Source organism: Saccharothrix sp. DSM 118769 (genome assembly GCF_052936295.1).
In genome coordinates this window covers 5,019,971-5,043,093 of the sequence record NZ_CP193627.1, presented here as the reverse complement: position 1 = coordinate 5,043,093, position 23,123 = coordinate 5,019,971, and the positions used below count along the sequence as shown (strand labels likewise).

Genomic DNA, 23,123 nt, shown 5'->3' with positions numbered 1-23,123 from the left:
TCGCGCGGATATCGGGGCGCTATGGGGCCCCGCGAGACTCGTGGCGATCCGCGAGCCGAGTTGTCGCCGAACGGGGGAAATCGCATGGCATCCACCGGCGGTCCGGAGGCGATCACCGCCTTCATGGACACCGTCAGCCGGTTCAACGGCCCCGCCGAGGACGCGGTCCTCGACGCCGAGGCCAGCGACGAGTTCAAGGACCACTCCATCTGGCTCTACGACGTGGCGGCGATGATCGCCGCGCGCGGCGAGATCTGGAACTGGGGCATGGACGACCCGGTGCTGGCCCGGGAGATCGACGAGGTGCTCCCCGGCAGCCTCGACTTCTGCACCGACGGCGTGTCCGAGCAGCTGTACTTCCGGTCGCTGCGGGTGCTGCCGCACGCCCTGGGCGACTACGCGGGCAAGACCGTGGTCGAGATCGGCAGCGGCGCGGGGGAGGGGCTGAACTTCCTGTCCCGCGCCGCCCCCGGCGGCCGGTTCCTCGGCGTCGAGCTGTCCCCGCTGGCCGTGCGCCGGGCCAACGCCCTGCTCTCCCGCGGCGGCGAGCTGCGGTACGTCCAGGGCGACGCCGAGGCGCTGCCGCTGGGCGACGGCGAGGCCGACGTCGTGATCAGCGTGGAGAGCTCGCACAACTACCCGCACCCCGGGCGGTTCCTCGCCGAGGTCGCCCGGGTGCTCAAGCCCGGCGGGTACTTCTCCTACCTCGACGGCTACACCGAGCACCGCTACGACCTGCTGACCACCCTCAAGCGGGACGTGCCCGGGTTCGAGTGGCTGTCGCAGGACGACATCTCCGAACAGGTGCGGGCGGGCATCCGCAAGCGGATGCGGCCGGACAGCCACTTCCGCGCGCACACCGTCGCGAGCCGCAGCACCGGCAGGTTCGGCCGGCACGTCCACTTCCACCTCCAGGCCACCACGATGGGCAGCACGTTCATCGGGCAGCGGCCCAGCGCGGTCGTGCGGGCGTTGCAGAAGGCCGGCCGGGTGCCGACGGCGTGGACGCTGCCGGTGGAGAGCTACCTGCACAGCGTGGCCCGCCGGCTGCCCGCGTGACCCGCGTCCCGACCCCTTCCGACCCGTCCCCACCGAGGAGAGGCGAACAGCCATGGATGCTCTCGCGGCGGCCGCCGTGCGCGGAGCCGGCGCCGACGAACTGCTGGGGCTCCCGGTGCCCGAGCGGTACCGGGCCGCGCACACCCGGATCGAGGACGCCGACGTGTTCCACGGCGTCGAGGACAAGGACGTCCGCCGGTCCATCCGGGTCGGCGAGGTGCCGATGCCGGAACTGGCGCCGGACGAGGTGCTGGTCGCGCTGATGGCCAGCTCCGTCAACTACAACACGGTGTGGTCGGCGACCTTCGAACCCGTGCCGACCTTCGCGTTCCTCAAGCACTACGGGCGCGAGGGCGGCTGGGCGGAGCGCCACGACCAGCCGTTCCACGTGCTCGGCTCGGACGCCTCCGGCGTCGTCGTGCGCGTCGGCGCGGGCGTGCGCCGCTGGGCCGTGGGCGACCGCGTGGTCGTCACCCCGGTGCACGTCGACGACCAGGAACCGGCCGTGCACGGCGACGGCATGGTCGGCACGTCGCAGCGGGCGTGGGGCTACGAGACCAACTACGGCGGGCTCGCCGACTACGCGGTCGTGCGGGCCAGCCAGCTGGTGCCCAAACCCGCCCACCTCACCTGGGAGGAGGCCGCGAGCACGCCGGTCTGCGCGGCCACCGCCTACCGGATGCTCATCGGCGAGCGCGGCGCCCGGATGAAGCTGGGCGACGTGGTGCTCGTCTGGGGCGCGGCCGGCGGGCTGGGCGTGTTCGGCGTGCAGCTGGTCAAGCAGGCGGGCGGCGTCGCGGTCGGCGTCGTGGGCTCGGAGGAGAAGGCGCGGCTGGTCCGCCGGCTCGGCTGCGACGTGGTGGTCGACCGCGCGGAGCTGGGCCTGGGCGACCCGGACGACCCGGGCGCGGTGCTCAAGGCGGGCAAGCGGCTCGGCGCGATCATCCGCCGGGAGACGGGCGACGACCCGCACGTCGTGTTCGACCACGTCGGCCGGGCCACGTTCGGCGTGTCGATGTTCGTCGCCCGGCGCGGCGGCGCGGTGGTCACCTGCGGTTCCAGCACCGGTTACCAGCACCAGTACGACAACCGCTACCTGTGGATGAAGCTCAAGCGGCTGATCGGCAGCCACGGCGCGAACCTCCAGGAGCAGTGGGAGTCCAACCGGCTGTTCGACCTCGGGCTGGTGCTGCCGGTGCTGTCGGAGGTGCACGCGCTGGCCGGGGTCGGCGAGGCCGCCCGCTTGGTGCAGACCAACGGCCACACCGGCAAGGTCGGCGTGCTGTGCCTCGCGCCGGAGGCGGGGCTCGGCGTGGAGGACCGGGCCAAGCGGGACCGGCTGGCCGCGGCCCGGCCGCCCGTGCTGGAGACCGTCGTCCGGGTCTGACCGGTGCGATCCCGCGCGTCCGGTCCCGTGCCCGTCCGGCCCCGCCCCCGTCCGGCGCGGGGCCGCCGGGTGCGGGGCCGGACGGGCTCAGGGCGCGGGGTGGCCCGCTGTCCGCACCGCGTGCTCGGCCAGCAGCAGCTGGCACATCTCCGTGCTGCCCTCGATGATCTCCATGAGCTTGGCGTCGCGGTGGGCGCGGGCCACCACGTGCCCGTCGCGCGCGCCGGCCGAGGCGAGCACCTGGACCGCGGCGGCGGCCCCCTCGACCGCCCGCTGCGCGCTCTCGTTCTTGGCCAGCAGGGTGGCGATCACCGACTCCGGCGACCCCTCGTCCCAGCAGCGGCTGGCGTGCTCGCACAGCAGGGTCGCGACGCGTTCGCCGCTGACCAGGTTCGCCAGGTGCCGGGCCACGAGCTGGTGCGCGGCCAGCGGCCGGCCGAACTGCTCGCGGGTCGCCGCGTGCCGCACCGCCGCGTCCCGGCACGCGCGGAGGATGCCGACGCAGCCCCACGCCACCGACTTGCGCCCGTAGGCCAGCGACAGCGACACCAGGAACCCCGGTGCCGCACCGGCCCCGAGCACCGCGGACGACGGCACGCGCACGCCGTCCAGGGAGACCGAGGCGTGCCCGGCCGCGCGGCAGCCCAGCGGCTCCGCGACCCGTTCGACGGTCACCCCCGGCGCGTCGGCGGGCACCACGACGGCCGCGCCGCCGCCGTCGGCGTGCAGGCCGAACACCACGAGCAGGTCCGCGTAGTGCGCGGCGGTGACCCACACCTTCCGCCCGTCGACCACGACCGCGTCGCCGTCCGGGCGGACGGTCGTGGACATCGCGCCCAGGTCGCTCCCGGCGTGCGGCTCGCTGAACCCCACGGCGGCCAGCTCGCCGCCGGTCAGCCTGGCCAGGTACGCCGCGCGCTGGGCCGGGTCGCCGAGCCGCTGCACGGTCCACGCCGCCATGCCCTGCGAGGTCTGCACGCTGCGCAGCGAACCGCAGAGGCTGCCCGCGTGCGCGGTGAACCCGCCGTTCTCCAGGCTCGTCCAGCCGAGGCCGCCGTGCTCGACGGGCACCTCGGCGCACAGCAGGCCGTCCGCGCCGAGGCGGCGCAGCAGGTCCACCGGCAGCACGCCGGTCCGGTCCCACCCGGCGGCCCGGTCGCCGACCAGCCCGGTCAGCCGCGCCGCCTGCGCGGCGGGGGAGGCGGCACCCCCGACACCCCCGACACCCCCGACACCCCCGGCACCCTCGACATCCCCGGCGACCGCGCTCACCAACCGAACCCCGCCGAGCCGATGAGCCGCCACCGGGTGCCCAGGTGACCGTCCTTCGTGGACGCGCGGCGGCCCGCCGGCACCCGCGGCCGGGCCTGCTCGGGACCGCCGTCGGTCCGCAGGACCAGCCGCTGCACGTCGCGCAGCTCCTGCCCCGGCTCGCTGCCGAGCTGCTCGATCAGCAGGTTCCGGGTGTGCAGGAACGCGGCCAGCGCGTCGGACTGGCGGCCCGCGCCGTGCAGCGCGAGCATCAGCCGCGTGGTCAGCGACTCGCGCAGCGGGTGCGCCCGCACCAGGTGCGACAGCTCCGGCACCAGCTGGGCGTGCCGGCCGAGCTGGAGCTCCAGGTCGATCCACCACTCCAGGGTCTGCATCCGCAGCTCCAGCAGCGGCGGCACCTCCACGTCCTGCAACGCCGAGGAGGGCACGTCGAGCAGCGGCGCGTCCCGCCACAGCGCCAGGGCGGAGGACAGCGCGGCCGACGCCTCCGCGTACCGGGCCTCCGCGGCCAGCTCCGCCGCGTGGCCGTGCAGCTCGAAGAACGTCGTGAGATCGCTCTCGCCGGCGTGCACGGTGACCATGTAGCCCGGCGCCCTGGTGGTGATCCGCTCCGCCGCGAGCGGCCCGAGGGTCCGGCGCAGGCGCATCACGTACGTCCGGATGGTGGGCACCGCGCTCGGCGGGAGCGCTTCGCCCCACAGGAACCAGGCGATCCGGTCGATGGACACCACCCGATTGCTGTAGAGCAGCAGTCCGGCGAGGATGACGCGTTGTTGGGCGGCCGGTATCGACAGTTCCACGCCGTCCACCACGGCCTCGGTCGGGCCGAACACCCCGAAGCGGATACGAGGTTCCGGTGAGCGGGTGTCCCGTGCGCGTCCCATAGAGTGCCTCTCCATCCCGCCGCGCCCCGTGCGGGCGCGGCGAACGCGTTCCCATCGTGCTGCGTCCATAGCCGGGAAATCAATGGGCTTGACGGTGCAGAACGCGGCATTCGACGTCGGTCATTCGTTCCCCGGCTCGTCGTAACGAGTTCGCAACACGGGGACCTGCGCGGGCGCGGGGGCAAATGCGCTGGTGGACCGCAAAAATCGGATCTCCTCCTGTCGGTGGGACGTGGAATTTCCGGCAGTTCCCGGCACACCCCGGTACCGGGACGTCCGGTATGGCCATTCGCGGACCCGTGGTCCTTCCGTCTTACACCACCGCCGCTGCGCATACTCCTAGGGAAATCCGCGCCCCGGTCAACCGTGAACGCCCGATGGCCGCCAATGCGGTGTGCGCCGGCGCAATTCGGTATCGTGCGACCGGTGCCGCCGAGTGCCGCCAGCCCGGGTACCGGCTCGGCCGGGCGAAGGTATGCCGATAGGCCGGACCGCCCTTTCCGGTTCCGGTGGACCGCGCCAATGCGGAAATCGAACCGCGCGGCGGACGGGTGAAATCCGTGAACGGCGGTTCACCCCGCCGGCGCCCGACCCGGGTGGCGCGCCACGTACGCGTCCAGCAGCCGGTCCAGGTAGGCCGGGCCGCCGACCGGGGCCGACCCGGGCAGCAGCGCGCGCAGCCGGGCGGTCGACACGACGGTCCGCACGGGCACCGCGTCGACGACCTCCTGCCGGGCCGGCAGCCCCATCCGGGCCTGCACCCCCGCGGCGATCCCGGTCACCGGGTACGGCGTGCCCGAGGCGACGTTCAGCACCTCGTCGCGCACACCCGCCGCCAGCAGGCCGTCCACGGCGGACACCACGTCCCGCACGTCCACCAGGTCGCGGTGGGCGCCCCGGTGCAGCCGGACCACCCCCGAGCGGACCTGCTCGACGAACGCGGGCAGCAGCTGGTGCGGTCGCTGGCCCGCGCCCACCACGTGCGACAGCCGCAGCGCCAGCCACCGCACGCCCGAGTCGGCCACCTGCCGCTCCAGCGCCAGCTTGTGCCGCCCGTAGGGCGAGGCCGGGTCGACCGGGTCGTCCTCGGTCGCCGGCCGGTCGGTGGAGCCGTACATCGCGTGCGACGCGGTGGACAGCACCACCAGGGTCAGGCCCTCCCGGGCGCACCGGCGGGCCACCTCGGCCGCCAGCTCGCGTTCCCGCGCCAGCTCGGCCGGGTCCGTCACGTGCGTGCTCGACACGCCGGCGGCCAGCACGCACGCGTCCGGGTGCCGGTCGGCGATCCCGGCGAGGTTGCCCGCGATGAACCCGCGCCCGACGACGCGCATCAACGACCCCTGGGCGCGGTGACGGTGCGCGCGACGGCGCGGACGGCGTCGACCAGCTCGGCGGTCCGCCGGGTGCCGGCCGAGGCGGCGCGGGGCTCCGGGACCGCGCCGCCCCGGGCGGCCCGCACCGCGTCCGCGAACGCCACCGCCGCCCGCGCGAACTGGTCGGCCGCGGGCAGCGAGACCTCCTCCACGTGGTCCTGCTCCTCGATCCGCAGCACCGGCCGGTGCGTCGCCGGCGGCGTGAACGCCCGGTCGAGCGACAACCGGCCGGTCGAACCCCACAGCTGGTAGCGGCACGTGTAGCTGTGCCGGAAACCGAACTCGGCGGTGACGACGACGCCCTCGGCGGAGGTCAGCAGCGCGCTGCCGGACACGTCCACGCCGGTGCCCGGGTCCACCCGCAGCACCGCGCCCACCGGCTCGATGTCGTCGCCGAGCAGCACCTGCGCCATCCGGAGGGGGTAGACCCCGGCGTCCAGCAGCGCGCCGCCGCCCAGCTCCGGCCGGTTGCGCACGTCGTCGTCGGGCGGCGGCGGGAAGCCGAACGAGCCGGTGAAACCGCGCAGCTCGCCGAGCCGGCCCGCGTCGCGCAGCCCCCGCACCGCCTCGTGCACCGGGTGGTGCAGGAAGGTGAAGTTCTCCCGCAGCACCAGGCCGCGCTCCCCGGCCAGGCGCAGCAGGTCCGCGGTGTCCGCCGCGCTCGTCGTCAGCGGCTTCTCCGCCAGCACGTGCTTCCCGGCGGCCAGCGCGGCCCCGGCCCACTCGCGGTGCAGCGCGTTGGGCAGCGGCACGTACACCGCGTCCACGTCGTCCCGCTCGACCAGCGCCGCGTACCCCTCGACCGCCTCGCCGCCGAACCGGCGCGCGAAGGACTCCGCCCGGGAGCGGTCGCGGCTGGCGATCGCGGTCACCACCACCCCCGGCGCGGCGGTGAACGCCGGGAGCATCCGCCGCCACGCGGTGGACGCCGCGCCCACCACCCCGACCCGCACCAGCCCGCCCACCGGCTGCCCGCCCACCGTTCGCCCGGCCATCAGGGGTTCCCTCCCCGCGACGCGACCGGGTCGTCCTGCGACCCGCCCAGCAGGCCGTGCAGGCACGCGACCAGGCTGCGCGCCTGCACGTTCACGTAGTGGCTGTGCCGCAGCAGCCCGACGACCTGCTCCGCGGTCATCCACCGGTAGCGCGACGGCCCGTCGCCGCGCCCGGCGGCCTCGGACACCCCGGACGGGTCCACCTCGACGATCAGGTACCGGGTGAGCGCCCGGTAGAACCGGCCGCCCTCCTCGGACAGCACGGTGTCGAACCGCACCCGGTCGGGCGGCGCATCGAGCACCAGGTCCAGGAACGGCGGCCGGGCGTCGCCGGGCAGGTGCACGTAGGACTCCGGCGTGCACTGCACGGTCGGCGCCAGCTCGACGAAGTCCAGGTAGCCGGGTTCCACCCGGGCGTTGACCAGCAGGTGCAGCACGCCGCTGAACCGCGCCACGAGGAACGCCACGACGCCGAGCCCGTGCGGGGCGATGATCGGCTGGGTCCAGTCGGCGACCTCGCGGTCGCCGCCGTGCACCGCGACCGCCCGGATGTCGAAGAACGCGCCCGTCTCGTGCGCGATCCGGTCCGCGCCCCGGTGCCAGCCGCGCACGTCGAGCAGCGGCACGGGCGTCGCCTCGACCTCCCGGCGCGACCGCAGGTCGGTCAGCCAGCTCAGGATCGCGCCGTCGGTGTGCAGCGCACCCCAGGACGACCCGGTCGAGCGGGCCAGCGCCGCCCGGAACCCGTCGCCGCCGCAGCCCAGCTCGTCCACCAGGTCCGGCCCGGTGAACGGCAGGCAGGACAGCACCGTGCGGGTGTTCATGTTCACCAGCACGTCCACGGCCAGCAGCTCGTGCACCTGCCCCAGGGACAGCCAGCAAAACCCGTCGCGCACCTCGACGTCGCCGCGCGCCTCCACCACGATGTTGCGGTTGCGCTTGCGGTAGAACCAGGAGCCCTGCTCGGACTGGAGCACGTCGGCGAGCACGGTGTCCGGCGACGCGGACAGGAACAGGTCCAGGTACGGCACGGCACGGCCCCGGTGCACCGCCGTGTAGTTGCTCCTGGTGGCCTGCACGGTGGGGGACAGCTCCAGCACATCGCGGTTGCCCGGCTCCGCCTTGGCCTGCATCAGGCAGTGCAGCACCCCGTCGAACTCCTTGACCAGGATGCCGAGCACGCCGGTCTCCGGCTGGTTGATGATCGGCTGCGACCAGCTCGCCACCGGGCCGTGCGCGGTGGTCACGGCCAGGCCCTCGACGGAGAAGAACCTGCCGCTGTCGTGCACCAGGTTGCCGGTGCCCGGGGCGAAGCCCCAGCCGACCAGGTCGGCGAAGTCGATGCCGGTGACGACGGTGGACCGCGCGCGGTCCAGCCGGTCGGCGAACCAGGCGCGGAACCCGGGCGTGGACACGACCGCGCCCCGCCGGGACAGGTTCGAGCGCGCGATGCGCAGCGCCGGGCCCGGTCCCGGGGTCCGCAGCGGGCTGCCCGGCGTGATCGGTGACGCGGTCACGGTGCCTCCAGGGGTCGGGTGGTGACGTCCGAGCGGCGTCACCGCCCGGCGGCGTACGCCTCGACGACGTCCGCGGCGTGGCGGACGCCCCGGTCACCGCGCACGGCGCGTGCCAGGGCCGCGGCCCGCCGGGCGACCGCCGGGTCGTCCACCGCCGCGCGCACGGCGGCGGCCAGCGCCCGCCCGGTCAGCCGGGAGTAGGGCACCGGTGGCGCGGCGACCCCGAGCGCGGCCATCCGGCCCGCCCACACCGGCTGGTCCGCGTAGCAGGGCACGACGACCTGCGGCACGCCCGCCGCCACCACGGCCGCGGTGGTGCCCCCGCCACCGTGGTGCAGCACGGCGGCGGCCCGGGGGAGCAGCCACGCGAAGTCCGCGGTGTCGGTGCGGATCGCGTCGACGTGGCCGGGCAGCTCCTCGTCCGGACCGCCGACGACCACCAGCCGTCGCCCGGTCTCGACCGCGGCGGTCACGCTCGCCGCCAGCAGCGCCGAGCCGCCCACCAGCCACGAGCTGCCGAACGCGGCCACCAGCGGCGGGTCGCCGCCCTCGACGAACCCGGTCAGTGCGTCCGGCTGCTCCCAGCGGACGTCGTCCGACCAGTAGCCGGTGACGTGGCAGTGCGCGGGCCAGTCGGCGGGGCGCGGCACCACGTGCGGGCTGAACTGGTACAGGATCGGCCGGACCACCCCGTCGTCGCGGAACGGCGAGCGGAGGCCCAGCCCCGGCAGCCCGGCGGAGGTCCGGCCGGCGTTGACCTCGTGCCGGTACAGCAGCCACTCCAGCGCGCCGGTCGCGCGGTGGGTCGCCCTGTTGTACCACCCGCCCAGCGGCAGGGCGGGCGCGCCGAGCGCGGGCCAGGCGGCGGTCGCGGTGGTCGGCCACGAGGCGACCGAGCACCACGGCGCCGACGGCCGCACGAGCGCCCCGATCCGGGTCAGGGTGGTGTTCACGACCAGGTCCGCGCCCTCGGCGGCGGCCACCAGCTCCTCGGTCACGGCCCGCCGCCCCGCCGCGTCCGGCCGCGGCGCGGCCAGCGCCATCCGGTACAGCGACGGCCCCCGCCGCAGCGCGGCCCGCACCCCCGGGTCGGTCAGCAGGGTGGTGGCGTAGCCGGGGGGAACGGTGTCCAGCGCCCGGAACCCGATCCCCGCCTGCTCCGCCATGCCCTTGAAGTCCACGCCGCTGACCAGCACCGCCTCGTGCCCGCGCCGGCGCAGCTCGGCCCCGAGCACCGCGAAGGGCTGCACGTCGCCGCGCGAGCCGATGGTCAGCAGGACGACGCGCATCGTTCTCCTCCGGGCGGGCAGGGGGCGGAGCGGTCGTCCGGGCGGCACCTCGACCGACCTCCCACGCTAGGAGCCGCCCGTAGCGCCCGGATATCGCCGCTGCCGCCTGCTGCCCGCCGCCTGCTGCCTGCCGTCTGCCGCCGCCGCCCGCTGCCTGCTGCCGCCGCCGACCGCCGCTGCTGCTGCCGCCGACCGCCGCCGACCGCTGCCGCCTGCCGCTGCCCGCCGGCCGGCTCAGGGCACGACCACCAGCTTGCCCACCGCGTTGCCCGCCTCCATGTCGGCGTGCGCCGCGGCGATCTCGTCCAGCGCGTACACCCGGTGCACCGGCACGGTCAGCCGGCCCTCGGCGACCGCGTCGAGGAAGCCCTGGAGCACGGCGGGCGGCAGGTCGGAGGCGTCGCCGCCGTACGCGGACAGCCGCACGCCCCGGGGCAGGTAGCCGATCGGGTAGAAGTCGCGGACCGTCCACTCCTCGGCGAGCATCCCGGCGAAGCAGGCGACGCCGTGCACGGCCACCGCGCGCAGCGTGTCGGGCAGCGTCGTCGTGCCGACGAGTTCGAGCGCCGCGTCCACCCCGTCCGGCACGATCGCGCGGACCCGCGCGGCCACGTCGCCGTCGTCCAGGAGGGGGTGGTCGACACCGGTCCTCGCGAGGTCGGCGAGGCGCTCCGGGCGGCGGGTCGTGGACAGCACGGTCAGGCCGCGGTCCTTGGCCAGCACGGCGGTCGCGAGGCCCACCGACGACGTGCCGCCGCGGATCAGCAGGGTCTGGCCCGCGCGGGCGTCCAGGCCGGTGGTCAGCGCGCCGTGCGCGGTCTGGAGCATCTCCGGGACGGCGCCGAGCACCGACCAGTCCAGGGCGGACTCGAACGGCACCACCTGCGCCGCGGGCACGAGGGTGTACTCGGCGTAGCCGCCGTCGAACACCCGGCCCATGCCGCCCATCATCGCCGCGACCTGCTGACCGGGCGTGAAGCCGTCGCCCTCGACCACGACGCCGGTGGCCTCGATGCCGGGGACGCGCGGGAACACGACGCCCTCCGCCAGGCCAAGCCGGGTGTGCAGCTCCGAGCGGTTGAGCCCGAACGCCCGCACCCGGATCAGCACCCAGCCGGGGCGCGGGGTCGGCACGGGGAGCGTGCGGACGCGCAGCGCGCCCGGGTCGCCGGGGCCGTCGAGCACGACGGCGCGCATGGTCCCGCTCATCGGGTTCCTCCCAGGTGGTCCAGCAGCCGTGCGACGAACTCGCCGAACCGCCGCTGCTCGTCGTCGGTGAGGACGCCGTCGAGCAGGTCGGCCACGGCGGCGTCGTAGGTGGTGGTGGCGGCGGCCAGGGCGGTCGCCCCGGCGTCGGTGAGGGCGACGCGGGCGGCGCGGCGGTCGTCCGGGTCGGGCAGCCGCTCCAGCAGGCCGGCCCGCTCCGCCCGGTCGACGAGCTTGCTCGTCCCGCCCACGGTGACCCGCAGCGCGACGGCCAGGTCGCCCACCCGCACGCCGCCGGGCGTCCTCGCCACGACGTGCAGCGCCTCGAACGCCGACAGCGCCAGGTCGTGCTCCGCGCGCAGGAGCGCGTCCACGCGGTCCCACAGCGCGATCTCCAGCCGGACGAGGCCGATGCCCCAGTCGACCCGGTCGAACCCCATGTCGCCTCCACTCGTTGCCCGGGAAGAATATTACCAGGAATCAAGTTCCCTGGAAGGTAACGACGTGGTGCACGGTCCAGACCTCTGTCGGAGGTTGAGCGGTTCAGCTGCGAGAGCGCTCCCATCTGTGAAGTTTCTTGTTGTCTTCTGCGTAGGTCTGTGGATAGATGGGCGACGATGTGATGGGCCTCATAGCCGAGCCCCGAGGAGAACTCCATGCCCCCTGCCGCCCGCCGGCCGGTCGCCCTGTTCCTGGCACTGCTGCTCCTCCCGTTCCTCCCCCTGCCCGCGACCGCCGCCGCGCCGCCCGCGCCCGTGACCGCCGCGCCGCCCGCGCACGGCCTCAAGGGCGAGTACTTCCGGATGTCCGCGCCCGGCGCGCGCGACTTCGCCGACACCGGCGGCACCACGCTGGAACCGAACGTCGACTTCGCCGACCTGACCGGCACGTTCCAGCAGCTCACCGGCCGCACCGAGCACACCACGGCCCGCTGGACCGGCAGCCTCACCGCGCCCGCCACCGGCGACTACGCGTTCCACGCCATCGGCGACAACGGCTTCCGGCTGTTCCTCGACGGCGCGCCGGTCATCGACCACTGGGTCGGCGACTGGGACGTCGAGCAGCACAGCGCGCCGGTCCACCTCGTCGCGGGCGAGCGGCACGACTTCCGGATGGAGCTGTTCCAGGACGTCGGCGGCGCGAACCTGCGCCTGCGCTGGTCCACGCCGACGCTGGCCAAGCAGCCGGTCCCGGAGACGGCGTTCCTGCCGCCGGCCGACTTCCCCGTCTACCCGGTCGGCCTGACCGTCTCACCGGACGGCCGCCGGCTGGAAGCCGCCTTCGACCAGCGGGTGACCGCCCTGGGCGACCTGAAGTCGCACCTGAGGGTCGAGGTCGACACCGTGCCGTTCCCGGTCGAGTCCGCCGCCGTCGACCGCCGCGACCGCACCAAGGTCGTCGTGGCGCTCGGCGCGACCGTCCAGGAGCCGCAGCGCGTCCGCGTCACCTACGACGGCGGCGGCGGCCTGGTCGTCGGCGCGGAGACCGTGCCGCGGGTCATCCGCACCGCGACCAACACCTCCACCCGGCGGCTGAAGACCGAGTGGGGCGAGGAGCTGGACAGGAACAACCCGCTGCCCGAGTACCCGCGCCCCCAGCAGGAGCGCGACGACTGGCTCAACCTCAACGGCCAGTGGGAGTTCTCCGCCGCCACCGAGGGGCAGCAGCCCCCGTTCGGCCGCAGGCTGCCCGAGAGGATCACCGTGCCGTTCCCGGTGGAGTCCCAGCTGTCCGGGCTGGAGCGCCACGAGGACCACATGTTCTACCGCAGGCACTTCGAGGTCCCGCGCGACTGGCGGATCGGGCGCGGCCAGCGGCTCAAGCTCAACTTCGGCGCGGTCGACCACCACGCCCGCGCCTGGGTCGACGGCACGCTCGTCGCCGAGCACACCGGCGGCTACACCGCGTTCACCGCGGACGTCACCGACGCCCTGCGCGGCGGCGGCCGGCACGAGCTGATCGTGGCGGTCACCGACACCACCGGCGACGACCAGCCGATCGGCAAGCAGTCCCGCAACCCCGGCGGCATCGTCTACACCCCGTCCTCGGGCATCTGGCAGACCGTGTGGCTGGAACCCGTCCCGGACCGGTCGATCGACGACGTGAAGACCACGCCGGACATCACCGGGGGCACGCTCGCCGTGCGGGTGACCTCCACGACGGCCTCCGCGACCGCCCGGGTCACCGCCACCGCCCGGGACGAGCGGGGCCGGGAGGTCGGCACGGTCACCGGCCGGCCCGGCACCGACCTGACCCTGCCCGTGCCGAACCCGCACCTGTGGAGCCCCGACGACCCGTACCTCTACGACCTCGACGTGACCCTCGAAGACGGCCGCAGCAGGGACGAGGTCCGGAGCTACTTCGGCATGCGGTCCATCGGCGTGCGGCAGGTCGCGGGCTTCCCGAAGCTCGTCCTCAACGGCGAGCCGGTGTTCTCGCTGGCCATGCTGGACCAGGGCTTCTGGCCCGACGGCCTGAACACCGCGCCCAGCGACGAGGCGCTCGCGTGGGACATCAAGGCGCAGAAGGACCTCGGCTTCAACGCACTGCGCAAGCACATCAAGGTCGAGCCCGCCCGCTGGTACCACCACGCCGACAGGCTCGGGATGCTGGTGTGGCAGGACTTCGTGAACGTCAACGTCACGAACGAGACCGGCCGACAGGCGTTCCTCACCGAGGGGCGGCGCGCGGTGGAGCAGCTGCACGACTCGCCGTCGATCATCGGCTGGGTGGTGTTCAACGAGGGCTGGGGCGAGTGGGACCGCGAGGAGACCGGCCGGATCGCCGAGTCGGTCAAGGCCGCGGACCCGTCGCGGGTCGTCAACGCGCACAGCGGCGTCAACTGCTGCGCGTCGAAGGGCGACTCCGGCAAGGGTGACGTGATCGACCACCACGACTACAACAACACCGACCCGGCCTGGCCCGACGCCACCCGCGTCGCGATGGACGGCGAGCACGGCGGGTTCACCCTGCGCACGCCCGGCCACCAGTGGCCCGGCGCGCCCGCCGTGATCTACAGCGGCGTCGCCGACAAGGCCGCGCTGACCGCGAAGTACGTGTCGAACACGGAGACCCACTACCTCGACGCGGCCGGCGCGGAGCTGTCCGGCTCGGTCTACACGCAGATCACCGACGTGGAGACCGAGCTGAACGGCCTGTGGACCTACGACCGGCGCGAGATCAAGGTCGACCCCGGGCCGGTGCGCGAGATCAACCGGAGGGTCGTCGCGGCCGGCGCCGCGGCGGCCGAGCGCACCTACGACGGTGAGGGCTCGTGGTCGCTGGACGGCGACGGCGCCGACACCGCCGGCGCGCCGGACCCGGTGACCACCACCGGCGACGCGGCGTGGACGACGGGCGTGCGCGGTCGGGCGCTGGCGTTCGACGGGGACGGCGACTACGCCCAGACCGCCGGACCGGTCCTCGACACCACCGGCTCGTACTCGGTGTCGGCCTGGGTGACGGTGGACTCGCTGCCCGGCAACTACGCCACCGCCGTCAGCCAGGACGGCCGGCGCGTGGAGAACCCGTTCTACCTCCAGTACGGGCAGGGCAGGTGGGCGTTCAGCGTGCCCGGCGGCAGGCGGGCCACGCTCGCCGCGACCCCGGAACCCGGCCGCTGGTACCACCTGGTCGGCGTGCGCGACGAGGCGGCGGGCGAGACGCGCCTGTACGTCGACGGCGTGCGCGCCGCCGCCGTCCCGCTCGGCCCGGACGAGGTCGGCACCGGCCCGCTGGCCATCGGCCGCGCCCGGTACGCCGGCGTGCGCGGCGACTTCTGGCACGGCTCGGTCGACGAGGTCCGCGCCGTGGACCGCGCCCTGACCGACGCGGAGGTGGCGGAGCAGCACGCCGCCCGCTGAGCCGGGCGAGCGGGGCGGAGGGCCGCGGGGACGTTCCCGGCGGCCCTCCGCGCGTTCGCGGACCCCGGAGCGGGTTCCCGGTAACCGTGCGTGTGCGGCCGGGGAGGTGGCGCGCGGCGTTTCCCCGGAAAGGGAACGGCGCGGCCGGGGTGATATCCACCCACCGGGAAAATCGACCGCCGCTCATTCGCGCGGCCGCACCGGGGACCCCGCCGGCCCGCCGGTCGCGCGCCGCCGCCGACCGGTTCAGCAGGGGGTGCCGCGCGCCACCACCGCCGGTCCAGGGGGTGAACGAGCGGCGACCGCCGGGTGAACACCCTCGTCCGGCACGCGGAACCCGCCGACGAAGGCTAAAACTTATTACGTTACACCATCCGGGAACCGCGTACGATGTTCATCGTTCACGAATTCCTCCGCACCGAAGCGCGGTCCGGTCAAATGCCCGCACCCCACCCGGTCGGTATGATTGCGTGTGGGTGTGGACACGAGGAAGTGCGAATTGTCGGAACAGGTGGAGACGGGCGACGACCTGCTGAGCGAGCTGCTGCGGCCGATCAGGCTCACCGGGGTGTTCCACAGCTGGTGGCGGTTGGGCTCCCCGTGGTCGATCGAGGGCGACACGGAGAGCAAGTGCGCGGTCCTGCACTACGTGGCCGAGGGCGACTGCTGGATCGAGGGCCCCGCTGGCCCGCCCGCCCACCTGCTCCAGGGCGACCTCGCGATCTTCCCCACCGGGGTGGCGCACCGGCTGTCGGACCGACCGGGCCGCCCCGGCGTCCCGCTGCGCACCCTGCTGGCCTCGCGCCGGCCGGGCACGTCGGACGACCTGAGCATCGGCGGCGGCGGTGACGTGAGCCGCATCCTGTGCGCCGGGCTGCACTACGACCCGAGCGCGGCCTCCGCGCTCTACGAGACGCTGCCCTGGATGCTGGTGCTGGACGCGGCCACGATCGAGCGCGAGCCGATGCTGCGCGAGGTCATCGACCTGCTGCTGGGCTACCGCGAGGGCGAGGGACCCGGTTCGCAGCTGATCACCCTGCGCACGTTCGAGATGGCGTTCGTGCTGATGCTCCGGCCGCTGCTGCACGAGGTGCTCAACCGCCCCAAGCTGCTGTCCGCCTACCGCCACCCGGAGATCAGCAAGGCCCTGCTGATCATGCACACCCGGTTCGCCGAGGCGTGGAAGGTCGATTCGCTCGCCCGCGAGGTCGGGATGTCACGCTCCGCGTTCACGTCCTGTTTCCGCGAGCTGGCGGGGGAGAGCCCGGCGATGTACCTCACCACCTGCCGAATGGCCGAAGCCGCGCGCCTCCTCAGGGAGACGAACACCTCCTTGAACGGAGTACCCGAAAAGGTGGGTTACCAGAGTACCGTCGGCTTCCACCTGGCTTTCCGGAAGCACCACGGCGTCACTCCCGGTGAATATCGACAGCGCTACAGCCGCCAGACGGGCGAATCCCCGGACGATCGTTAAGCCACCCGAGCTGATTGTTAATTGCCTGTTTCGGGCCCTCACCGCATGCTTGTCGCAGTTGTCCTGTGCTGCGCGGAAGGGGGCGGTCGGTGTTCCAGTGGGGGACCGACCTCGGACCATGCACGTTGTGATCGCGGGCGCCGGTGTCGGGGGACTGACCGCGGCGCTCAGCCTGCACGACGGCGGCTTCGACCGGGTCGAGGCACTGGAGGTGACACCGGTCCTGCGGCCGGTGGGGGCGGGCGTGAACCTCCTGCCGAACGCCGTGCGCGAACTCGCCGCGCTGGGTCTTTACCACGAACTGGCGGAGCGCGCCGCCCACACCACGGAGGTGCGCTACCACGACTCGCGCGGTGAGGTGGTCCTCCGCGAACCCCGCGGCCGGACCGCCGGCTGCCGGTGGCCGCAGCTCTCCCTGCGCCGCGGCGACCTCCAGACCGCCCTGGTCGACGCGGTGCGGACCCGCCTGGGCGAGGACGCCCTGCGCGTCGGGACCAGGGTCACCGGCCTCCGGCAGGAGCCGGGCGGCGTGCGCGTGCACACCGCGGTCGGCGACCGCGAGGAGCACCTCGACGCCGACGTGCTGGTCGGCGCGGACGGGCTGCACTCCGCGGTGCGCCGCGCGGTGACCGGGCACGACGCCGAACCGGTGTGGAACGGCGTGGTGGTCTGGCGCGGCATGGTGTGGGCGCCACCGCCGAAGCCGGCGGGCAGCATGGTCATCGCCGGCGACGGCGCCCGCAAGGTGGTCCTGTACGCGGTGACGCCGCCGCGCGAGGACGGCCACGTGCTGCTCAACTGGGTCGCCTCGCGGCGGTTCGAGGACACCGACGCGGTGGACCGCACCGACTGGAACCGGCCCGTGACCGCGGCCAAGTTCGCCCACCTGTTCACCCGCTGGCACGTCGCCGGCACCGACCTGGTCGAGCTGTTCGAGGCCACCGAGCACTGCTTCGAGTACCCGATGCTCGACCGCGACCCCCTGCCGCGCTGGACCACCGGCCGGGTCACGCTGCTCGGCGACGCCGCGCACGCCATGCGCCCGATGGGGTCCAACGCGACCACCCAGGCCGTGGTCGACGCGCGGGCGCTGGCCTACTGCCTGGCCACCGAGCCCGACGCGGGGACCGCCCTCGCGGCCTACGAACGGCACCGCAGGCCGGTGACGGCCCGCATCCAGCTCGCCAACCGCAACCTCGGCCCCGAAGCCGTGCTCGACCTCGCGGCGGACCCCCTGGTCCCGCCGGGGGGACTGCGCGAGGTCTGCGACGACTACGCGGAACTGGCCGCGTTCGACCGCCGCAGCGTCAACACGCGCTCCCCGTACGACATCCGGCGGGCCCGCCTGCTGGGCGAGCGGGAACCCGCCCTGCTCGCCACCTGACCGAACGCCCGCTCCGCCGCCCGGGTCCGGCCCGGGTGCTCCCGCGCGGCCCGGCGCGTCCCCCGAACGCCGCCGGTCCGCGCCCCGACCCGCGCCCCGACCACATCGACCTGCCCGGAAGTAGGAACTCATGACCCGTACCGGTAAGCAGTACCTGGAATCCCTGCGCGACGGCAGGCAGGTCTGGCTCGACGGTGAGCTGGTCACGGACGTCACCACCCACGTGGCGTTCCGGAACACCGCGCACTCGATCGCGCACCTGTACGACCTGACCGACGAGCCGGGGACGCGGGACGTGCTGACCGTCGGCGAGGGCGACCACCGCGTGCACCGCGCCTACAAGATCCCGGAGACCTACGAGGACCTGGTCGCCCGCCGCAAGGCGTTCAAGACCTGGTCGGAGGCCAGCTTCGGCTTCCTGGGCCGCTCGCCCGACTACATGGCGGCGGGCATCGCGGGCTTCCAGGCCGTGCCGGGCGTGTTCGCCACCGAGGCGTTCGACGGCACCGAGAACCTGGCCGCGTACTACCAGCGGATGTCCTCGGGCAACCTGTACCAGGCGTTCACCATCACCAACCCGCAGATCGACCGCACCAAGCCGGCCTCGGAGCAGGAGGAGGACGACCTCTTCGTCCGGGTCGTCAAGGAGCTCGACGGCGGCATCGTGGTGCGCGGCGCCAAGATGATCGGCACCGGTGCCGTGTTCGGCGACGAGATCATCGTCGGCACCATCGAACCGCTGGCGCCGGGCGACGCCGACTACGCCCTGTCGTTCTCCGTCCCGATCGACACCCCCGGCCTCAAGTTCATCTCCCGCACCTCCTACGAGGGCGCGGCGCGCAGCGTGTTCGACAACCCGCTGTCCTCCCGGTTCGACGAGAACGACGCCCTGCTGGTGTGCGACGACGTGTTCGTGCCCTGGGAGCGGGTGCTCGTGTACCGCGACGTGCAGGCGTCGCTCATGCAGTGGTGGGGCACGGCGGCGTTCACCAACTTCGTGCACCAGGCGGCCACCCGGTTCTGGACCAAGATGGAGTTCTACGGCGGCCTCGCGGTGCTGATCGCCAAGGCGAACAACACCTACGACCTGCCGCCGGTGCGCAACCAGATCGGCAAGATCCTCAGCTGGGTGACCGTCGCCAAGTCGATGGTGCTGGCGGCGGAGGCGGCGTACGAGCCGGTGCCGAACGGCGAGGGCGTGCGGATCAACGGCGAGATCGCCTCCGCGCACCGCGCCATGGCGGGCGACCTCTACCCGAAGATGATCCAGGAGCTGAAGCTGCTCGCGGGCGGCGGCCTCATCCAGCTCCCGGCGTCCGGCTACGACCTGCGCCACCCCGAGCTGGGCGGCCTGGTCAGCAAGTACGTCCGCTCCCCGGGGCACCCGGCCGAGCAGCGGGTGAAGCTGTTGAAGCTCGCCTGGGACGCCCTGGGCTCGGAGTTCGCCAGCAGGCACGAGCAGTACGAGCGCTTCTACCACGGCGCGCCGCACGTCTACTTCCCGATGATCGTGCGCGACAGCAAGCCGGAGCTGATGGAGCAGCTGGTCGAGACCTGCCTCCGGGGCTACTCGCTCGACGACGTCCCCGCCGCCCGGCAGTCCGGGTGACGCGGTAGCAGCAGCAGGAAAGGAAGTACGGTGCAGGCAGCCTCGAACCGTGCCCTGGCCCTCCTGGCCGGCACGCAGTTCCTGCTCATCCTCGACACGGCGATCATCAACGTCGCCGTGCCCTCCATCGGCGTCGAACTGGGCCTGTCCGCGGCCACGCTGTCCTGGGTCGCCAACGCGTACCTGGTGGCCTTCGGCGGGCTGCTGATGCTCAGCGGGCGCGCCGCCGACCTGCTGGAGCGGCGCGGGCTGTTCGTCATCGGCCTCGGCGTGCTGGTGGCGGGCTCGGTCGCGGGTGCGCTGGCCGGCTCGGCGGGGCTGCTCATCGCCGCCCGCGCGGCGCAGGGCGTCGGCGCGGCGATCGCGGCGGCGGCGGCGTTCGCGCTGCTGCTGTCGCTGTTCCCGGAGGGCGCTCCGCGCCACCGCGCGCTGGGGGTGTTCGCCGCCATGGCGGGCGCCGGCGGCGCGGCGGGCACGGTGCTCGGCGGCGTGCTGACGAGCTGGCTGGGCTGGCGGTCCACCTTCGCGCTCAACGTGGTCGCGGGCCTGGCGCTGGCGGCGCTGGCGCTGCGCGTGCTGTCCGCGAACCGGCCGCGGCGCGAGGACCGCGGCGGCTTCGACGTCGCCGGCGCGCTGACCGTCACCGTGGGACTGGCCCTGCTCGCCTACGCGCTGGTGAACACCGGTGTCGCGGGCTGGACGGCGCCGTCCACGCTGGTGACCGGCGCGGTCGGCCTGGTGCTGCTCGCGGTGTTCGCCGTGCTCCAGACCAAGGTCCGGGTGCCGCTGGTGCCGCCGGCCGTGGTGCGCCGGCGCACGCTGCGCGCGGCCAACCTGCTCTCCGGCCTCGGCCAGTTCGTGCTGTTCCCGATGTTCTTCCTGGTCAGCATGTACCTCCAGGCGGTGCTGCACTACACGCCGGTGCTGGGCGGGCTCGGCCTGCTGCCGCTGTCGCTGGTGGTGATCGCGGTGGCGGGCAACGCGTCGCGGGTGATCGGCCGGTTCGGGCTGCGCGTGGTGATGGTCACCGGGTTCGTGCTGGTGGCCGTGGGCATGGCGTGGCTGTCGCGGCTGACCCCCGACGGCTCCTTCGTCGGCGACGTGCTGTTCCCGAGCCTGGTCCTCGGCGTGGGCCTGCCCCTGGTGGCGATCACCACCAACGTCGCGGCCACCAGCGACGCCGGACCGGACGAGCTGGGGCTCGCGTCCGGCCTGATCAACACCAGCCAGCAGTTCGGCTCGGTGATCGGCCTCGCGGTGCTCGCGGGCGTCGCCGCGGCCCACACGGGCGAGGGCGGCGACCTGTCCGACCCCGTCTCCCTGACCGACGGGTTCGGCACGGCCTTCCTGATCTCCGCCGGCGTGGCCGCGCTGTCCGCGCTCTACGCGCTCACCGTGCGGCCCGGCCGCGCGGAACCCGCCGGGGCGCCCGCACCGCCGCGCACGGCGTCGAACCAGGCCGGTTGACCTCCGGGCGACAGCCCGGGACATCACGCCCCCACCGGGGGCGCGACGATGAGGAAGGACCACTGATGTCAGACGAACACCGGTACCTGGTGATCGGTTCGCAGGGCTTCCAGGGTGGCGCGGTGGCTCGTCACCTGCTGTCCGAGGGCCTCGACGTGCGCGGCTTCGCCAAGGAGGGCGGCACCCCCGCCCCCGGCGCGCCCGAGCTGCCCACCGCGTTCGGCGACCTGGCGGACGCCGCGGCGGTGAGGGCCGCGTTCGAGGGCGTCACGCACGCCTCGGTCGTGCTGCCGCTGGTGTACGACACCGAGCTGGTCGTCACCTACGCGACCAACGTGGTGGACGCCGCCCGCGCGGCCGGCGTGCGGCGGCTCGTGTTCAACACCAACACGCCGCTGCCCGCGGAGAAGACCGGGTACGCGTCCTACGAGACCCGCCGGGCCGCCGAGGAGGTGCTGAACGGCAGCGGGCTGCCGCTGGTGGTGGTGCGCCCGCCGGTGTACCTCGACAACCTGTTCAGCCCGTGGAACGGCCCGGCCCTGGTGAACGACGGCGTGCTGGCCTACCCGCTGGCCGTCGACCGCAAGGTCGCCTGGGTCTCGCACGCCGACCTGGCGGTCGCCACCGGCGCCGCGCTGCGGGTGCCGGACATCGAGGGCGCGGTGGTCCCGCTCGGCGGTCCCGCCGCGGTCACCGGCCCCGAGCTCGCGCGGGCGTTCGGCACGGCGCTGGAGCGCGAGGTCACCTACCTGCCGCTGGAGGTCCCGCAGTTCGAGACCGGCCTGGCGCAGGTCATCGGCCCGGACGCGGCGGCCGGTGTCGCCGGCATCTACCACTGGGCCGCGCTCGGCCACGAGCCGGAGCTGTTCGCGCCGGACCACGCGGAGGTGGAGCGCGTGCTGGGCGTGAGCTTCCCCGGCATCACCGCGTGGGCCGCCGCACAGCCGTGGGACGTCTGGGCCGGCGTCCGCTCCTGACGACAGCGAGATCGCACCGGCCCACAGCGCCGTGGGCCGGTGCGTCCGGGGAAACCGCACATCCACTGGGGGATTGCCGTGACGGGGGACACCGGCGACGACGTCGCCGTGATCGGCATGAGTTGTGAGTTACCCGGCGCGTCGGGCCCGGAGGAGCTGTGGCGACTCCTGCTCGACGCGAGGGACACCGTCGGGCCCGCGCGGCCCGGCACCGCCATGCACAGCGCGGGGCACGTCGACCCCGCGCGCTGGACCACCGACTTCGACCCGCGCGCGTTCGACCTGGACGCCGGTGAGGCCGAGCGGATGGACCCGCAGCAGCGCCTGCTGCTGACCGCGGTCCGCGCCGCCCTCGCCGACGCGGTACCCGACCCGGCCGGGGTGGCGGGTTCGCGCACCGCGGTCTACGCCGGGCAGTCCGGCGCGGACCACTGGGACGGGCTGCGCGGGCGCGACGACCTCGACCTCCGCGACTTCGCCGGCGCCTACCACCGCGGCCTCACCGCGGGCCGGCTCAGCCACGTGTTCGACCTGCGCGGTCCGAGCGTCACCGTGGACGCCGCGCAGGCGTCCTCGCTCGTCGCGCTCCACCTCGCCGTGCGCGCCCTGCGCCACGGCGAGGCCGACCTCGCCATCGCCGCGGGGGTCAACCTGCTGCTCGGCCCGCAACCCGGGGCGCTGCTGGACCGCGCGGGGGCGCTGTCACCCGGTGGCCGCTGCCGGTTCGGCGACGCGGACGCCGACGGCTTCGTCCGGGCGGACGGCGCCGCGGCGGTCGTGCTCAAGCCACTGGCGGCGGCCCTGGCCGACGGCGACCGGGTCCGCGCCGTCGTCAAGGGCAGCGCCGTGGGCAACGACGGCCGGGCCAAACCGTCACTGCTGCACCCGTCCGCCGAAGGACAGGCCCAGGCGATGCGCTGGGCCTACGCCGACGCGGGCGTCGACCCGGCCGTGGTCACCTACGTGGAGGCCCACGGCACGGGCACGAGGATCGACCGCGCGGAGCTCTCCGCCCTCACCGCGGTGCTGGGGACCGCGCGTCGGGCGGGGAGGCCGTGCCTGGTCGGCTCCCTGAAGTCCAACATCGGCCACGCCGAGGCCGCGGCCGGCCTCGCGGGGCTGGTCAAGGCCGTGCTGTGCCTGGAGCACGGCGCGGTGCCCGCCAGCCTGCACCACCGGCGACGTCACCCGGACGTCGACTGGGACCTGGTCCCGCTGGTGGTGCCGACGCGAACGGTCGAACTGCCCGAGGTGGGCGGTCGGGCGACGGTGGCCGTCAACGGGCAGAGCGCGTCGTCCACCAACGTCCACGTGGTCCTCACCGGGGCTCCCGCGCGCCGCTAGCCGGCGCCGCACGTCCCCGCTCC

Annotated in this window: 17 protein-coding genes and 1 pseudogene; 9 read left to right on the top strand and 9 right to left on the bottom strand. The window is 74.4% G+C overall.

Annotation, left to right across the window (positions count from 1 at the left end):
- The first annotated feature begins 84 nt into the window (after positions 1–84).
- Both ACRAKJ_RS21865 and ccrA read left to right on the top strand, forming a co-directional pair.
- Positions 85–1,059, top strand: coding sequence for a methyltransferase domain-containing protein (locus ACRAKJ_RS21865; protein ID WP_438923753.1), 975 nt, complete (start codon positions 85–87; stop codon positions 1,057–1,059).
- A 52-nt stretch (positions 1,060–1,111) separates the two neighbouring features.
- A complete protein-coding gene (gene ccrA / locus ACRAKJ_RS21860; protein ID WP_438923752.1) occupies positions 1,112–2,446 on the top strand; it encodes a crotonyl-CoA carboxylase/reductase in 1,335 nt (444 codons plus the stop codon).
- A gap of 87 nt (positions 2,447–2,533) precedes the next feature.
- Here ccrA and ACRAKJ_RS21855 read toward each other — a convergent pair whose 3' ends face one another.
- The 9 genes and pseudogenes from ACRAKJ_RS21855 to ACRAKJ_RS21815 form a co-directional block, all read right to left on the bottom strand.
- Positions 2,534–3,622, bottom strand: a complete 1,089-nt coding sequence (locus ACRAKJ_RS21855; RefSeq protein ID WP_447009105.1) for an acyl-CoA dehydrogenase family protein — start codon at positions 3,620–3,622, stop codon at positions 2,534–2,536.
- 92 nt (positions 3,623–3,714) lie between these two features.
- A complete protein-coding gene (locus ACRAKJ_RS21850) occupies positions 3,715–4,551 on the bottom strand; it encodes a BTAD domain-containing putative transcriptional regulator (protein WP_438926430.1) in 837 nt (278 codons plus the stop codon).
- A gap of 623 nt (positions 4,552–5,174) precedes the next feature.
- Positions 5,175–5,933 (bottom strand): NAD-dependent epimerase/dehydratase family protein, encoded by a 759-nt coding sequence (locus tag ACRAKJ_RS21845; protein ID WP_438926429.1) that lies wholly within the window; start codon positions 5,931–5,933, stop codon positions 5,175–5,177.
- The gene (locus ACRAKJ_RS21840; protein ID WP_438926428.1) at positions 5,933–6,970 is read right to left on the bottom strand and encodes a Gfo/Idh/MocA family oxidoreductase; all 1,038 of its coding nucleotides are present in this window, start codon (positions 6,968–6,970) and stop codon (positions 5,933–5,935) included. Before ACRAKJ_RS21840 ends, ACRAKJ_RS21845 begins: the two co-directional genes overlap by 1 nt.
- Positions 6,970–8,487 (bottom strand): NDP-hexose 2,3-dehydratase family protein, encoded by a 1,518-nt coding sequence (locus ACRAKJ_RS21835; RefSeq protein ID WP_438926427.1) that lies wholly within the window; start codon positions 8,485–8,487, stop codon positions 6,970–6,972. The genes ACRAKJ_RS21840 and ACRAKJ_RS21835 overlap by 1 nt, the downstream gene beginning before the upstream one ends.
- 38 nt (positions 8,488–8,525) lie before the next feature.
- Positions 8,526–9,530 carry a nucleotide disphospho-sugar-binding domain-containing protein gene (locus tag ACRAKJ_RS21830; RefSeq protein ID WP_438926432.1) on the bottom strand — a complete coding sequence of 335 codons (1,005 nt, stop codon included), beginning with the start codon at positions 9,528–9,530 and terminating at the stop codon, positions 8,526–8,528.
- 75 nt (positions 9,531–9,605) lie between these two features.
- Positions 9,606–9,776 (bottom strand): annotated as a pseudogene (locus ACRAKJ_RS21825) (glycosyltransferase); the annotation flags it as partial.
- A gap of 234 nt (positions 9,777–10,010) precedes the next feature.
- Positions 10,011–10,973: a zinc-binding alcohol dehydrogenase family protein gene (locus tag ACRAKJ_RS21820; RefSeq protein ID WP_438926431.1), complete on the bottom strand. Its 963-nt coding sequence runs from the start codon at positions 10,971–10,973 to the stop codon at positions 10,011–10,013.
- Between the two features lie 8 nt (positions 10,974–10,981).
- Complete coding sequence (locus ACRAKJ_RS21815; RefSeq protein WP_438926426.1) at positions 10,982–11,422, bottom strand: MarR family transcriptional regulator; 441 nt, start codon at positions 11,420–11,422, stop codon at positions 10,982–10,984.
- 216 nt (positions 11,423–11,638) lie between these two features.
- Between ACRAKJ_RS21815 and ACRAKJ_RS21810 the strand changes: the two genes are divergently transcribed.
- From ACRAKJ_RS21810 to ACRAKJ_RS21780, 7 genes are all read left to right on the top strand, one after another.
- Positions 11,639–14,845 (top strand): LamG-like jellyroll fold domain-containing protein, encoded by a 3,207-nt coding sequence (locus tag ACRAKJ_RS21810; RefSeq protein ID WP_438926425.1) that lies wholly within the window; start codon positions 11,639–11,641, stop codon positions 14,843–14,845.
- A 499-nt stretch (positions 14,846–15,344) separates the two neighbouring features.
- Positions 15,345–16,319, top strand: a complete 975-nt coding sequence (locus ACRAKJ_RS21805) for a cupin domain-containing protein (protein ID WP_438925256.1) — start codon at positions 15,345–15,347, stop codon at positions 16,317–16,319.
- Positions 16,320–16,437: 118 nt separating this feature from the next.
- A complete protein-coding gene (locus ACRAKJ_RS21800) occupies positions 16,438–17,703 on the top strand; it encodes an FAD-dependent monooxygenase (protein ID WP_438925257.1) in 1,266 nt (421 codons plus the stop codon).
- Positions 17,704–17,833: 130 nt separating this feature from the next.
- Positions 17,834–19,312, top strand: a complete 1,479-nt coding sequence (locus tag ACRAKJ_RS21795; protein WP_438925258.1) for a 4-hydroxyphenylacetate 3-hydroxylase N-terminal domain-containing protein — start codon at positions 17,834–17,836, stop codon at positions 19,310–19,312.
- A 30-nt stretch (positions 19,313–19,342) separates the two neighbouring features.
- Positions 19,343–20,779, top strand: a complete 1,437-nt coding sequence (locus ACRAKJ_RS21790) for an MFS transporter (RefSeq protein ID WP_438925259.1) — start codon at positions 19,343–19,345, stop codon at positions 20,777–20,779.
- Between the two features lie 65 nt (positions 20,780–20,844).
- A complete protein-coding gene (locus ACRAKJ_RS21785; protein ID WP_438925260.1) occupies positions 20,845–21,756 on the top strand; it encodes an NmrA family NAD(P)-binding protein in 912 nt (303 codons plus the stop codon).
- Positions 21,757–21,834: 78 nt separating this feature from the next.
- Positions 21,835–23,100 carry a beta-ketoacyl synthase N-terminal-like domain-containing protein gene (locus ACRAKJ_RS21780; protein WP_438925261.1) on the top strand — a complete coding sequence of 422 codons (1,266 nt, stop codon included), beginning with the start codon at positions 21,835–21,837 and terminating at the stop codon, positions 23,098–23,100.
- Positions 23,101–23,123 lie beyond the last annotated feature (23 nt).